At 66.5% G+C, this 13,507-nt stretch carries 12 protein-coding genes; 6 read left to right on the plus strand and 6 right to left on the minus strand.

Annotation, left to right across the window (positions count from 1 at the left end; all coding sequences use genetic code 11):
- Positions 1-34 precede the first annotated feature (34 nt).
- Both ACTOQ2_RS26905 and ACTOQ2_RS26910 read left to right on the plus strand, forming a co-directional pair.
- Positions 35-814 (plus strand): aminotransferase class IV family protein, encoded by a 780-nt coding sequence (locus tag ACTOQ2_RS26905; RefSeq protein ID WP_440103171.1) that lies wholly within the window; start codon positions 35-37, stop codon positions 812-814.
- A 104-nt stretch (positions 815-918) separates the two neighbouring features.
- Entirely contained in the window at positions 919-1,104 is a 186-nt protein-coding gene (locus tag ACTOQ2_RS26910) for a hypothetical protein (RefSeq protein WP_440103172.1), read from the plus strand.
- A 214-nt stretch (positions 1,105-1,318) separates the two neighbouring features.
- On the opposite strand, the gene ACTOQ2_RS26915 is transcribed toward ACTOQ2_RS26910, so the two are convergent.
- A complete protein-coding gene (locus ACTOQ2_RS26915; RefSeq protein ID WP_440103174.1) occupies positions 1,319-3,472 on the minus strand; it encodes an ATP-binding SpoIIE family protein phosphatase in 2,154 nt (717 codons plus the stop codon).
- Between the two features lie 216 nt (positions 3,473-3,688).
- Positions 3,689-3,850, minus strand: a complete 162-nt coding sequence (locus ACTOQ2_RS26920; protein ID WP_440103176.1) for a transposase — start codon at positions 3,848-3,850, stop codon at positions 3,689-3,691.
- 107 nt (positions 3,851-3,957) lie between these two features.
- Here ACTOQ2_RS26920 and ACTOQ2_RS26925 point away from each other — a divergent pair, with 107 nt between their 5' ends.
- Positions 3,958-4,932 carry an aldo/keto reductase gene (locus ACTOQ2_RS26925; protein ID WP_440103178.1) on the plus strand — a complete coding sequence of 325 codons (975 nt, stop codon included), beginning with the start codon at positions 3,958-3,960 and terminating at the stop codon, positions 4,930-4,932.
- Positions 4,933-4,948: 16 nt separating this feature from the next.
- On the opposite strand, the gene ACTOQ2_RS26930 is transcribed toward ACTOQ2_RS26925, so the two are convergent.
- Entirely contained in the window at positions 4,949-5,896 is a 948-nt protein-coding gene (locus tag ACTOQ2_RS26930) for a class I SAM-dependent methyltransferase (RefSeq protein ID WP_440103180.1), read from the minus strand.
- A gap of 600 nt (positions 5,897-6,496) precedes the next feature.
- Here ACTOQ2_RS26930 and fxsT point away from each other — a divergent pair.
- The 3 genes from fxsT (at position 6,497) to ACTOQ2_RS26945 (ending at position 11,739) form a co-directional block, all read left to right on the plus strand.
- Positions 6,497-9,319 (plus strand): FxSxx-COOH system tetratricopeptide repeat protein, encoded by a 2,823-nt coding sequence (gene fxsT / locus ACTOQ2_RS26935; RefSeq protein ID WP_440103181.1) that lies wholly within the window; start codon positions 6,497-6,499, stop codon positions 9,317-9,319.
- 119 nt (positions 9,320-9,438) lie between these two features.
- Positions 9,439-10,356, plus strand: coding sequence for an ATP-grasp domain-containing protein (locus ACTOQ2_RS26940; protein ID WP_440103183.1), 918 nt, complete (start codon positions 9,439-9,441; stop codon positions 10,354-10,356).
- Positions 10,357-10,578: 222 nt separating this feature from the next.
- The gene (locus ACTOQ2_RS26945) at positions 10,579-11,739 is read left to right on the plus strand and encodes a cytochrome P450 (protein WP_440103184.1); all 1,161 of its coding nucleotides are present in this window, start codon (positions 10,579-10,581) and stop codon (positions 11,737-11,739) included.
- Between the two features lie 51 nt (positions 11,740-11,790).
- Here the strand turns inward: ACTOQ2_RS26945 and ACTOQ2_RS26950 are convergent, their stop codons facing one another.
- Genes ACTOQ2_RS26950 through ACTOQ2_RS26960 form a run of 3 tightly spaced genes read right to left on the minus strand, consistent with a single transcriptional unit; the run spans position 11,791 to position 13,396 of the window.
- Positions 11,791-12,063, minus strand: a complete 273-nt coding sequence (locus ACTOQ2_RS26950) for a DUF6510 family protein (protein ID WP_440103186.1) — start codon at positions 12,061-12,063, stop codon at positions 11,791-11,793.
- A complete protein-coding gene (locus ACTOQ2_RS26955) occupies positions 12,060-12,827 on the minus strand; it encodes a ferredoxin reductase (protein ID WP_440103188.1) in 768 nt (255 codons plus the stop codon). Before ACTOQ2_RS26955 ends, ACTOQ2_RS26950 begins: the two co-directional genes overlap by 4 nt.
- A complete protein-coding gene (locus ACTOQ2_RS26960; RefSeq protein ID WP_440103234.1) occupies positions 12,797-13,396 on the minus strand; it encodes a sulfite oxidase-like oxidoreductase in 600 nt (199 codons plus the stop codon). The genes ACTOQ2_RS26955 and ACTOQ2_RS26960 overlap by 31 nt, the downstream gene beginning before the upstream one ends.
- Positions 13,397-13,507 lie beyond the last annotated feature (111 nt).

Consider the following 13,507-nt stretch of genomic DNA (forward strand, 5'->3'; position numbering starts at 1 on the left):
GTCCCGCGATCGCCGCCGATGTAAGAATCAAAACATGGCGGAACTCAACGGGACACCGGTGACCTCGGAAGCCTTGCAGTCGCTGGCCCTCCTCAACTACGGCAACTTCACGTCCATGCGTGTTCAGGATCAGCGGACAAAGGGGCTTTCCCACCATCTGGATCGTCTCGCGAACGACTGCCGGGTCCTGTTCGACGTGAGCCTGGACAGGGAGCGGGTTCGCGAATTCGTCCGGCACGCCGTCAGGGGAGAACGAGGGGCGTTCGTGGTCCGGGTGACCGTTTTCGACCCCGCTCTTGATCTTGGACACCCCGTGTCCTCCGCGGAACCGGGCGTGCTGGTCACCACCCGGCCGGCCATGCCGCTGCCTCCCTCTCCGATTCGCGTGCGAACGGTCGGCCATCGGCGTGACCTGCCAGGGGTGAAGCACGTCGGACTGCTGGGATCGCTGTGGCACAGGCGGCAGGTTCAGCTGCGGGGATACGACGACGCGCTTTTCGTCGACGACGCCTCGTTCATATCCGAAGGGGCGACGTGGAACATCGGCTTCTTCGACGGGGAGCGAGTCGTCTGGCCGGACGCGGAAACGCTCCCGGGGATAACGATGAGGCTGCTGGACCAGGTTCACGACGATACGACGACCGCACCGGTGAACATCCGCGACGTCCCCGCCATGCGGGCCGCGTTCGCCACGAACACGACGATAGGCGTGCGAGCGATCAGCGCCGTCGACGGAATGAACCTGGCCGACGACCATCCCGTTTTCGAGACGCTCCGGAAGGAGTACGAGGAGATCCCGCCGGAACGGCTGTAACAGCCGTCCCCGTCCCCACCGGGACCGGCGGAGACCGGGACGAACCGGTTGAAGACAGCGGTCGTAGGGTGGAGTCCAGGGCATTGAAGATCCGGAGGTTTGACATGGAGTACGTGCGCCTGGGGTCCACCGGGATGAAGGTGTCGAGGCTCTGCCTTGGCATGATGAGCTACGGCGATCCCGCCAAATGGGGCGAGTGGGTGCTGGACAACGCCGTCGCGATCAACAACACCCTCAACGTGATCCGCAATGTCGTTCACCTCGACGACGGGACTTCCACGCCCGCATAGGTGTTGGTCGCGAGCAAGTCCGCGCGACGCCACACGCGATAAGTGATGCCATCAGGGCGATGAAGGAGCAGCGCCAGGCCGAAGGCAAGAAGTGATAGGCCGCCAGGCCAGAAGCCGCTTCGCACGTTCTCTTGATCTTGCTTGCCTTCGTTCGGCCTCGGCCCCCGGTCACCAAGAGAGTCCATCTCACCCGAAGGGCCTTATCGCGTTGTCGTCAGCAGGGGAGGGATTGCTCGGTCCAGATGCATTTGCCGTCTTGGAGGTAGCGGGCGCCCCAGCGCCGGGAGAGGGCGGCCACCAACTGCAGGCCCCGGCCGCCTTCGTCGGTGTAGGAGGCGTGGCGGATGCGCGGGGTGCTGAGGCTGCCGTCGTAGACCTCGCAGATCAGGGAGCGGCTGCGCAGCAGGCGCAGGCATATGGGGCCCTTTGCGTGCCGGATCACGTTGCCGATGAGCTCGCTGACCAGAAGTTCGGTGGTGATCGTCAGATCGTCCAGTCCCCAGATAGCCAGTTGTTTGCGGACATATTTGCGGGCCTGTCCGGCTGCTCTGGGATCGTCGGGGAGGCTGCAGGTGGCGACATCGTCGGCGGCGGTACTGCGGGTATGGACGATGAACAGGGCGGCGTCATCGTCGGTCTGTTCACGGGCGGGCAGCAGCGCCGAGACGACCGTGTCGCAGAGATCCTCCAGGGGCCCGACGTCGTCGCCCTGGCGTCCTAACCAGAGGTGGGGAATGCGGGGCACGGCCTGGGCCACGATTCGGCGGAGCTGGGCCAGGCCCTTGTCGACGTCGCGGGTGGCGGATTCGACCAGGCCGTCGGTGCAGAGCACCAGCAGGCTCTCCTCAGGCAGGTGCAATTCGTGGATCTCGAAGGGCGGTTCCGCGGCGCCCAGCGGCGGGTCGGCGGCCAGGTGGAGGCACAACACGGTGCCGTCGGGGTGGACGATGACCGGTGGGGGATGGCCAGCCAGGCAGAACGTACAGGTCCGGGTGGTGGGATCGAAGACGGCGTACAGGCAGGTGGCGTAAAAGTCGTCACCGAGGTCGCTGACCAGATCGTTGAGGTGGCCGAGCAGTTCGTCGGGGGGCAGGTCGAGGTCGGCGAGGGTGCGTACAGCGGTGCGCAGGCGCCCCATGGTGGCCGCTTCGGTGATGCCGTGTCCCATGACGTCGCCGATCACCATGGCGACCCGGTCACCGGACAGCGGGATCAGGTCGTACCAGTCGCCGCCCACCTCCTCGCCCCGGCCCGCGGGCAGGTAGCGCGCGGCGGCGCAGGCGACGGGGAGCCGGGGAAGCTCCCGGGGAAGCAAGCCGCGCTGCAGTTCCTGTGCGCGGGCGTGTTCCACGTCGTACAGCCGGGCCCGTTCCAGCGCCTGACCGACCAGACCGCTCAACGCCGTCAGCAGGGTGCGCTCCTCGTCGCTGAAGACACGCTCCCGGGTGAACGACACCACACATGAGCCGATGGACCGCCCGGAGGCGATCATGGGCAGGAACGCCCAGGCGTTCTTCGGTGACGCCTTCCCCACGCTCTCCATCGTTGGATAGCGCCGGCAATACTCCGTTTCCGATCCGATGAACCGGGGAGTACCGGTCCCTAACACATCGGTCACCGGGAGGGTTTCGGTGAGCGGGAGCCGGTCGACAAGACTGAGGAAATCCTGTGGGTACCCGGCGGCGCCGACCACATCCAGCTGGCCGCCTTCGATTAGCCAGACCACGAGCCCGTCGGCACGGAACGGAGGCAGGACATGGTCCGCGACGGCCTGCACGACGTCCCGGGTGGTGACGGCCTCGGCGAGCGCCACGGTCAGCTCGCCCATCCGGACCGTCTGCTCGGACCCGGCCGCCGAAGTAAGGCCTGGATCCGTGCCGGGCAAGCCTTCCAGGCGCGCAGCGGCCCATGCCGCTACCGCACCGAGAAAGGATCGCTGCTCGTCATCCGGCTCGGCGGACCCTGCCGTGAGCACGGACAACACCCCGACCGGCCCATCGGCACCCGGGAGGGGCAATGCCGCCGTGCCGGTTGCCCCGATCCCCAAGCTGTCCCCGCCCACCCAGACGTAGCCACCACGCCGCACGGCGCGTGTGGGCGCCACGTCCTGCACGGTACGAAGATCCGCCCACGCCTCGGCGGTCTCCGGGAGAAGCCCGCTGGCCGCCGCCAGACGCAGGCAACCGGTAGCGGAATCGCACCTGTGCACGAGGGCGCCCAGGCCGCCCAGGCCCGTCGTCGCCTGCTGGAGAGCCAGCGTCAGCGTCTGCGCGCTCCACTGCCCTTCGTCCGAGGTCCCCATAACGCCGAGCTGCTCCGCCTGCGGCTGCTCGGCGTGGCCCTCGGACCTAACATTCCGGGCCGCCACCTCACCTCCTGGCATAAGCGTGACAATGTGGAAAGTCACCACTTATGTACATCCACACTAGCTTTCACCGCCATACGCGGCACTTCCGGGGTCCGCGACACTCCGCCGCTTCGTGTGCGCCCCCTGGCAACACGACCCGGTAAAACTGGCCGCGTTCATCGCCACCCAGAGGACCGAGCATGCCCATCGCGAGGGCGCGGGCGCACGAGCAAGATCCTAAAAGTAAAGATGATCAATCATGGCCTCTACGGTTCTAGGAGATTGGCGGTTGATTCCCAGGTCCCGCGCGACCTGCGCGACAGGCTTGCCGGTCTCCTTGACGATGCGTACCGCGCCCGCTCGGAACTCCGGATCAAACCGGCGCCTCTTGCTTGCCACGACCCAACCTTCTCTCAGGTTCGGGTCTCCACGATATGAGGGCAAGCCCAGTTGAAGACAGCGGTCGTAGGGTGGAGTCCAGGGTATTGGAGATCCGGAGGTTTGACATGGAGTACGTGCGCCTGGGGTCCACCGGCATGAAGGTGTCGAGGGTCTGCCTTGGCATGATGAGCTACGGCGATCCCGACAAATGGGGCGAGTGGGTGCTGGACGAGGCCGCCGCCGAACCGATCGTGCGCCGGGCCGCCGACGCGGGGGTGACGTTCTTCGACACCGCCGACGTCTACTCCTTCGGTACCAGCGAGGAGGTCACCGGCCGCCTGCTCGGCAGGATCTTCCCCAGCAGGGACGACTACGTGCTGGCCACCAAGGTGTTCATGCCGATGGGCAAGGGCGTCAACGACGGCGGCCTGTCGCGCAAGCACATCCACTCCGCGATCGACGCCTCGCTGCGCCGCCTGGGCACCGATTACGTGGACCTCTACCAGATCCACCGCTGGGACCCCGACACGCCCATCGAGGAGACCATGGAGGCCCTGCACGACGTGGTCCGCGCGGGCAAGGCCCGCTACATCGGCGCCTCCAGCATGTACGCCTGGCAGTTCGCCAAGGCCCAGCACACCGCGGAGACCCACGGCTGGACAAAGTTCGTGTCAATGCAGAATCATTACAATCTTCTTTACCGAGAAGAAGAGCGGGAGATGAACCCGCTCTGCCTCGACCAGGGTGTCGGGCTGATCCCGTGGAGCCCGCTGGCCCGAGGCCTGCTGGCCCGCGCCGGATCCGAGGAGAAGACCACCCGGGCGGGCAGCGACCCCCGCATCGAGTCCCTCTACGACGACGCCGACAACGACCGCCTGATCCTCGACCGGGTCGCCCAGGTGGCCGGGGAGCGCGAGGTCGCTCCCGCGCGGGTGGCGCTGTCGTGGCTGCTCCACCAGCCCGGCCTGTCGGCCCCGATCGTGGGCGCGACCAAGGACGTGCACGTGGACGACGCGGTCGCCGCGGTGGACCTGTCCCTCACCGAGAAGGAGCTCGCCTTCCTCGCCGAGCCGTATCGCCCACGCAAGATACGTATGTGAAACCGCTTTCGCGGGCTTACCACACGGACGGCTCCTCCCCCTTCCGCACATGTGCTTTGCGCCGCTGCCGAGCGACGCTCTCGAAGACCGCGACGAACGAGTAGCTGATGTCGGCTGATCCGATCTGCGTCATGTCCGCGAGTTGCAGCCCGGCGTCCCTCGCCCGGGTGACGACTTCAAGTGGCTGGACCGCGTTGGTCCGCATCGCGACTCGGGTGCCGTCGTCCGCCGTGGCCTTGTACAGCGGATGAGCACTGGTGTACAGCGGGTTGATGTCGCTGATGATCAGTGTGCCGCCTGACGCCAGAAGCGGAGCAATACGGTTGAAGTCGGGCAGTTGCGGCATCGATGAGAGCACCAGGTTCAGCAGCACCACGTCGTGGGACTTAGGCATGATCCGGAGGTGTATTCGAGATATGTCCTCTACATGCACTTTGAGCCGGTTATACAGGGGCCGGCCAGCGAGATGCCGCTGGAGCTGGTCGGCCATGCCGGGACAGAAGTCGACATAGGTCCAGCGAATGTTGCCGTCGTTAAAGAAGTAGGTAGCCACGTTCTGTCCCGTTCCACCCCCAAGGTCCAGCACCCGCAGGCCGGGCTTCACCGCGCGGATCTCGTCGATACGAGTGATGACCTCCATGTGGGTGGCCAGCAGGTTGACCGAATTGCGCTGGTCGTAGTTCGGGGCGATGGCCTGGTAGAAACCAAGCGCCTCCTGCGTCTCGAAGACCCTGTCCGTCCTGACGTCCGCCGCGACCACAGCGAGAGCCGGGCTGGGGGCGCTCACTTCGGGCTCCTCCTCGGTCGCCTCGAGGTCGGCGGGCTGCTCTCCGATCCTCGGCGGCCAGAATTCGATAGCGCGCCCCTGCCGGAACGCCCAGACGATAAGGGTGAGGACGACGACGAGGACTCCGCCCACCAGGAAGCCAGCTCCTCCGCCCAGCACCTCCAGCAACGGCTTCATGTCCACGTTATTCCTTTCGCATATCCACTCGGTCCATCCGCAGGATTCGCCGTGACCATGACACGCGAGTGATCCGCGGGGACGCCTGTGGCCGTGGTCTCCGTACCGCCCTTGCCTGCCGACACCACCTGCTCCGCCTTGCCCCACTTCATTACGAGCACCTCCTCGCCATCATGGATGGCGTTGAGAGCTCAGATCTCTCTGACGAATCCGACCTGCGCCTACCGCCTATCAGGTACCCACGCCGGTATGTCCCGCCAGTGGCGGGGACGTTTCCGGTCCCTATGCGTACGGCGTCCCGCCTGGGCGGGACGCGTTCATCTACGCAGGGACAAAGGCGGACAAATATGGACTCGGACTCTTGTTGCGTGCGTATAGGCTGTCCCGTCGCGGCGGCATTTGTCCGCGCCAAGGCGGGACGTGTTCACGGTGTGGCGGGTTACGAAAATCCCAGCTTGGCAGTACGGCAGGAGAAACGTTCTCCCGCGCGGGACGCCGATAGTTTCTTGTCCGCAACATTGAAGCCGGGACAATTCTCGGTAATCCCCGTACAGTTGCAGGACAGTCCGGGACAACCAAGGACAGGAGTGACGCGATCCTGTGAGCGAAGAGACATTTGATCCCGTCGATCCCACTCCTGCCACGAATAAAGAGGATCTTGCGCGGCATATGCGTATGCTGAGAGCCCGCGCGGACATGCCTGCCTACCGTGACATGGAAAAGCGCGCGCTCGACAGCGGCCGTTCCCTGCCCAGGACCACGCTGAGTGAGGTTCTCAACGGAAAGCGATTCCCCACGAAGGCGTTTCTGATCACGTTCATCCAGTTATGTGGAGTTCCTCCTGAGCAGCAGGGTGTTTGGCAGCAGGCCTGGAACCGGCTGTCCGTCCAGTACCGGGTGGACCTGCGCCGGAACGCGGCGTCCCCGACCGATCGGCTCGACGAGACGCAGGAGCGGCTGAGGGCGGCCGAAGAGCTCGCAGAGCGCTTGGAGGGCGAGCTGTCCCAGGTCAGGCTGAGCGTGAGCGAGCACCGCGACCTGCTGGAAGATCTCGTCCCGATCTGGCGTCACGTTGCCGGCGCCCTCGCCGACCAGGGCCAGTGGTCGCTGGCCGAGCAGGCGCTCGGCAGCGTTGTCGAACTCTGCCACAGCCTGGCAGGTGACAGCTCACCGATCAGCATCACGCTCCGCTACGAGCTAGCTCTGATCGTGGCCCGGCAGGACGACGAGCGAGCGTCCAGCCTGCTGCGCCAGCTACTAGCCGACGGCCGCAGGGTGCTGGCCGCCACCGATCCGCTCCTTTCGGCCATACGGGAGGCGCTGGCCCGTCACGACTCGGGAACCGATCCCGCGGAAGCCGGGTCGCCGCCGGACAAGGTCTCCGGCATCCTGCCTACGGTCTGGAACGTCGAGCCCCGCAATCCCGAGTTCACTGGCAGGCATGCCATCATCGCCGACGTGAGACGGAGACTGCGAACCAGCGGCTCCGGGGTCCAGGTTCTGCGCGGCTGGGGCGGCGTCGGCAAAACCCAGATCGCCGTCGAATACGCTCATCGGTTCTCGAGTGAGTACCAGATCGTGTGGTGGATCGACGCGGAGGACCCGGTGCTGATCGGCAAACAGCTCGCCGAGCTCGCCGTACAGCTCCGGCTCGTCGACCACGACGCCGACACCGCCAACTCCGTCGTCCTCCTCAAGGCATACCTGCGTGGCCGGGACGGCTGGCTGTTGCTGTTCGACAACGCCGAGAGTCCCGCGCTCATCCGCAAATGGCTACCGAGCGGACCGGGACATGTCGTCATCACCTCACGGACCGGTGGCTGGGAGCAACTCGCGACGACCTTGCACGTCAACGTGATGGAGCGCTCAGAGTCGGTGGACCTGCTGCGCGGTCATGGACCCGACCTCGACAGGCGCGAGGCCGACGAACTGGCGGCCGCACTCGGCGACCTGCCCCTGGCACTCGTGCAGGCCAGTGTCTTCCTCGCCGAAACGATGACCGATCTCCAAGACTACCTGCGGCTGCTGAAGTCCCGGCCGCGCGAGGTTCTCAATGAAGGGGCCGTCGGCGACTATCCGCTCCCCCTCGCCTCCGCGATAGGCTTGACCATCGACCGCCTGGCCGATCTGGACCCTACCGGCCTGGCGCTGGCTCGGGTGTGCGCGTTCCTGGCCCCCGAGACCATCCAGGTGGAGTGGCTGGTCGGCAACCACCCGGCGGTATCCGAGGGGCCCGGCCCGCTGGCGGAGCTGGCCACCGACGACGCGATGCGGCTGCGCCGAGGGGTCGCCTCGATGGGCCGCTTCGGTCTGGCGGTCAATGCCCGGGGCGGCATCCGCCTGCATCGGCTCACCCAGAGTGTGATCCGCGATCGACTGTCCCGACAGGAACAGGAGCAGGTCCGAGACCACGCCCGTGCTTTGCTGGCCGACAATCAGCCCGGTGACCCCGAGGACCCCGGCAACTGGCCACACTGGGCCAGAGTGATACCGCATCTGCTGGCGGTGGCCCCTGCCGCCGACGCCGGACCCGAGCTCCGGGAAACGGCCTGCAATGCAGGCTGGTACTTGATCGAACGCGGTGACGCCGACGCCGGCGCCCGGTTGTCGGCCGAGCTCTACCACAGCTGGCGGGACCTGCTGGGCCCCGGGCACCGCCACACGTTGACCGCCGCCCGCGACCTGGCACGCGCGCTGCGCGAACAAGGCGAGTACGACCGAGCGGCCCAGTTGTACGAAACCTCTCTGGAGCAGGCCCGAGACACGTTGGGGCCCGACGACCCGCTCACGCTGCGACTCAAGCACGGCTCCGCCATCAACCTGCACCTACTCGGACGCCATGCCGAGGCCTACGATCTGCAGCGCGACGCGTTGGAGCGCTACCGGCGAGTGCTCGGCATGAACCACCCGCATACCCTGCACTCGGCCAACCACCTCGGAGTGGCTCTGCATGCCCTCGGAGAGTTCCTCCAAGCCCGCGAGCTGCACGAGGAGACGCTGACCCGCTACCGTGAGGTGCTCGGTGACGACCATCCCGACACGTTGCGCTCGGCCAACAACCTCGCGGTCGACCTGCGCTCACTTGGCGATCACGAAGAGGCCCGCAACCTGCAGACCGACACTCTGGCTCGCCGTCGCCGGATGCTCGGCGAAGATCATCCACACACCTTGCAGTCGGCCACCAGCCTTTCGGAGACGCTGCACGGGATGGGCCGCCACGATGAAGCGCGTCGGCTGCAGGAAGACACGCTCGACCGATATCTGAACGTGCTGGGAAGCAGTCACCCGGAAGCTTTGTACGCTGGAGCCAATTTGGCCAACATCCTGCTGGCCTTGGGTCGTGCTGAAGCTGCGGAGCAGCTCAAATCTGACATCGCCGCCAAAAAGCTCGAGCGTTCAGCACAGAATTATCGATTTCCTTAAAAGAGTCCAATATCAGCATCTGCGGAGCCGTGCCGCCCAACTGAAGCGCGACCGGTCATTGCCGTTCCCCCGCATGTGTGGTTCTATGTGGGCGGCCAATTCAGAAGGGGCGGGAACGCATGATGAACGGTCACGCGCGAATCGCGCTGGTTACGGCCCGTCCGAGACCCGAAGTCAACACCGACTGGGACATGCCCCTACTGCATACGGCGTTCGATCATGCCGATGCCACGGCGGAGATCGCCGCATGGGATGACCCCCACATCGACTGGGCGGGCTTCGACCTGGCGGTCATCAGATCACCCTGGGACTACTCCTGGCGATCCTCCGAATTCCTGGCTTGGGTCGACCGCTGCTCAGAAGTGACACAATTAGCGAATCCACCAGAAATCATCCAATGGAACTCCCGCAAGCAGTATCTGTTGGAGATGTACGAACGAAACGTTCCGATTGTCCCCACCCGGTACATCGTCCCTGGTGACCCCATCAACCTGCCGAGAGATCACGAGTTCGTGGTCAAGCCCGCCGTGGGCGCCGGAGCACGCTTCGCCGCACGGTACCAACCGATCGAGCGCGAACGAGCCACCGCGCACGCGGAGCGGATTCACACCGAAGGTGTGACCGTGATGGTACAGCCGTATCTCACCCGGATCGACGTCACCGGTGAGCGAGCGCTGGTGTTCGTGCGTAACCGGTTCCTGCACGCCATTCGCAAGAAGGCCGTGCTCCCACCGGGACTCCGCTACGACGAACCGCGGGATGCTCATCCCGGCACCGAGCCGTGGGAACCGACCCCGGCCGAGATGGCGCTCGCCGAACGTGCGCTGGCCGCGGTGCCCGAGGCGGACAAGTTGCTGTACGCACGCGTCGACATGGCGGACGGCGAAGCAGGCGACCCGGTCATGACAGAGTTGGAACTGGTCGAACCTGGGCTGTATCTGCGCTTCCACCAGGAATCCATACCGACGTTCGTCAACGCGATCGTCGAAGTCGCCAAACAGTCACGTGCTCTCCGTGAGAGCCAAAGCATCATCTGAAGAATGTGGGCAAATTTGTCCTTCCCGTCGGGCGGGCCGCCCTGAGCCCCCGACCAGGCTCGCGGCCCCGCGCCGGGGCGGCGTGACGACCCCCGTCAGCAGTCCTGAAACTCCAGCAGATTCTGTCCTACGCGATACTCCCCCCACGTTCCACGAGCGGAGATCATCCTGACCAGGACATGAATGAATCTTCTGGACGCCTCCGGCCGTGGGGATGGGACTGTGTTCGAAGATCTGGGACCAATGCCTTTCTCCTGTCCCACCCCCTTCGCCGAACCTCTGGAGTTCGCCAGCGTCAGAGCGCACGACGGGCCCGCCAAGATACGTACTTCCACCGGCGAAATCGGCTGGTTGGTGAGCCGTTATGCCGACGTACGGGCGCTCTGCGCCGACAGACGTATCGGCAGATCCCACTCGGACCCCGGTAACGCGCCGCGACTCTGGCATGTTCCGATGTTCGGCGCGGTGGGCGACCCGACGACGGAGATGGCGAACCACCGGGCCTGGCGCAGAATAATCGCACCTGCTTTCCACCCCGGCCGCGTAGCGTCGGCGGGTTCGCAGGCACAGCTGGTTCTCGATGGGCTTCTGGATGAGCTGGTCACCCAGGCCAGGCCCGTGGACCTCTGCTCCATGCTGGCCGTGCCGTACGCCACGCAGATGGTGTTCGAGTTCGTAGGGATCCCGGAGGAGAACAGGCCCTTCTTCCGTGAGCGCTCCCGCTGGCTGCGCGGCGGTCACGGCCCCGAGACCTCGCAGGAGAACCAGACCGCCCAGCGGATCGACACGAACCGGACGCTCAAGCGCAGGCGGAACGGCGAGGACGCGTTCTCCCTGCTCACCCGTACCGGCGCCCAAGAGGCGGCCGGTATTCTACGCACCTTCGACATCGCGGAGCACGAGACGATTGCGGCACGCATCGGCTACGGTCTGCTGTTCATGCTGGCTCATCCGGAACAGCTCCGACGTCTCAGACACGATCCCGGCCTGGTGGCGTCCGCGGTCGAGGAGATCATTCGGTTGGCGGTTCCCGGAGGTAGCTGGATACCGCGCTACGCCTTGGACGACATCGCTTTCGGCGAGACCCGGATCCGCGCTGGTGATCTCGTGGTTTTCGCGCTGCAATCGGCCAATCGCGACGAACGCCAGTTCCGTGACCCGGACGTCTTCGCCATCGACCGGTCGCCGAACCCGCACGTCGGCTTTGGTTACGGCAAGTTCTATTGTCTCGGTGCGCATCTGTCCCGGCTGCTGCTGAGAACGGTGCTGACAACGATCTTCGACCGGTTGCCGGGGCTTCGCCTCCATATGCCGGTGGAGCAGATCGAAATCAACCGGCAGTCAATCACCGGTGGCCTGCAAAGGCTTCCGGTGACCTGGTAACGAAGTCTTCCGCCGAGCCGACGGACCGTCTACCGGAATCCATTGGAGGCCTCAGGAGTCGGCGGGCAGTTCGAACTGGACGCAGGTCATACCGCGCATGTCCAGCCACGCCCGTCCCGGCGCCCGTACGAGCCGGAAGACGACCTCCTCGCACCCGGGGCAGCGGGCCACCAGGCCCGGGGCGTGGGTGTAGAGGAGCGCCTCGGCCAGCGCGAGGGTCCGCGCGCAGCCGGAGCACCGGCCGGTGGCGGCGGTCAGGTCGACGGCGAACACGTCGCGCAGGGCTCCGCCCGCCGCGTTCCCGTCGAGGTGGTCCTGGCTCATCGTTGTCCTCCACTGGGGCCGAAGCGTTCTGTGCGGATCAGACGGGGGTCGTGCCCGGCGGAGACGAGCAGGCCCGCGGCGGTCTCGACGAATCCGGTGGGCCCGCACACGAAGACGGCAGGTTCCCGCTCGGCGGGCCAGACGGCCTCGGCGAGCAGGGCGGCGTCGACCCGCGCGGGCGGGCGCCCCCAGCCGTCGGGCACCTCGCGCGTGTAGGCGTAGGTGACGTCCAGGCCGGAGCCATCGGCGCTCTGGCGGTCCAGCTCGGCGCGGTAGAGGGCCGAGCGCGGCCCGCGCGCCGAGTACAGGAGCCGGAACGGCGTGCGGATTTCGGCCGAGGCGCGGGCGCGGATCATCGCCATGAGCGGGACCACCCCCGAGCCGCCCGCGACCAGCTGCACCGGCTCGGGCGTCTCGGGCGTCTCGGGCCGCCAGACGAACCAGCCGCCGATCGGGCCGCGCACCTCCAGCGGGTCTCCCGGCGAGAGGACCCGCGCGAGGTACGGGGAGACCTCGCCGTCGGGCAGCAGCTCGACGGTGAGCTCCACGCGGTCCCCGTCGGCCGCCGAGGCGATGGAGTACGAGCGCTGCGTGGAGTAGCCGTCGGGGGCGGTGAGCCGTACGTCGACGTGCTGGCCGGCGAGGTGGCCGGGCCAGCCGGGGACGTCCAGGGTGATCGTGCGTGCTCCGGGGGTCTCGTCGCGCACGGCGGTGACCGTGGCGACCCTCCAGGTCAGTCGCCCCAGTACCGTTGCTCGCGCCATGGGTCTCCGTAGTTGTGGTAGCCGACGCCCTCCCAGAATCCCGGCTGGTCCTCGTCGAGGAGCCGGAGGCCGCGCACCCACTTGGCGCTCTTCCAGAGGTAGAGGTGCGGCACGAGCAGCCGGGCGGGCCCGCCGTGCTCGGGGGTGATGGGCTCGCCCTCGTAGCGGACGGCGATCCAGGCCCGGCCGTCGAGGAGGTCCTCCAGCGGGAGGTTGGTGGTGTAACCCCCATAAGAGGTCGCCAGCGCGTACTCGGCGGACGTCTCCACACCGTCGAGGAGGGTGTCCAGCGACACGCCCTCCCAGGTGGTGCCGAGCTTGGACCACTTGGTGACGCAGTGCAGGTCGACGGTGAACCGCTCCACGGGCAGGGCGTTGAGCTCCGCCCAGTTCCAGCGGACGACCTCGCCGGTCTCGGTGGTGACGCCGAGACTCCAGTCGTCGGTGGAGACCAGGGGCGTGGGCCCGGCCGAGAGGACGGGGAAGTCCTCGGTGAGGTACTGCCCCGGCGGCAGGTCCGGGCTGCCGGCGCGACGGCGGCCGAAGAATCCGGGCGAGACGATGCCGATGACGCCCACCTCCACTGTCCGGCAGATCACAACAACCGCGACACGCCCCTCGAACCGATCACGAGCCGACGAGTCACGAGAACTAGGTAAATCTCATCACATCCGGTCGCG

This window comes from Streptosporangium sp. H16, assembly GCF_051918855.1.
Taxonomy (GTDB): domain Bacteria; phylum Actinomycetota; class Actinomycetes; order Streptosporangiales; family Streptosporangiaceae; genus Streptosporangium.

Bases quoted from the DNA above. Each gene is read 5' to 3' on its own strand.
- ACTOQ2_RS26955 (WP_440103188.1), bottom strand. From the start codon at position 12,827: ATGGCGCGAGCAACGGTACTGGGGCGACTGACCTGGAGGGTCGCCACG.
- ACTOQ2_RS26925 (WP_440103178.1), top strand. From the start codon at position 3,958: ATGGAGTACGTGCGCCTGGGGTCCACCGGCATGAAGGTGTCGAGGGTC.
- ACTOQ2_RS26930 (WP_440103180.1), bottom strand. From the start codon at position 5,896: ATGAAGCCGTTGCTGGAGGTGCTGGGCGGAGGAGCTGGCTTCCTGGTG.
- ACTOQ2_RS26940 (WP_440103183.1), top strand. From the start codon at position 9,439: ATGATGAACGGTCACGCGCGAATCGCGCTGGTTACGGCCCGTCCGAGA.
- ACTOQ2_RS26950 (WP_440103186.1), bottom strand. From the start codon at position 12,063: ATGAGCCAGGACCACCTCGACGGGAACGCGGCGGGCGGAGCCCTGCGC.
- ACTOQ2_RS26905 (WP_440103171.1), top strand. From the start codon at position 35: ATGGCGGAACTCAACGGGACACCGGTGACCTCGGAAGCCTTGCAGTCG.
- ACTOQ2_RS26910 (WP_440103172.1), top strand. From the start codon at position 919: ATGGAGTACGTGCGCCTGGGGTCCACCGGGATGAAGGTGTCGAGGCTC.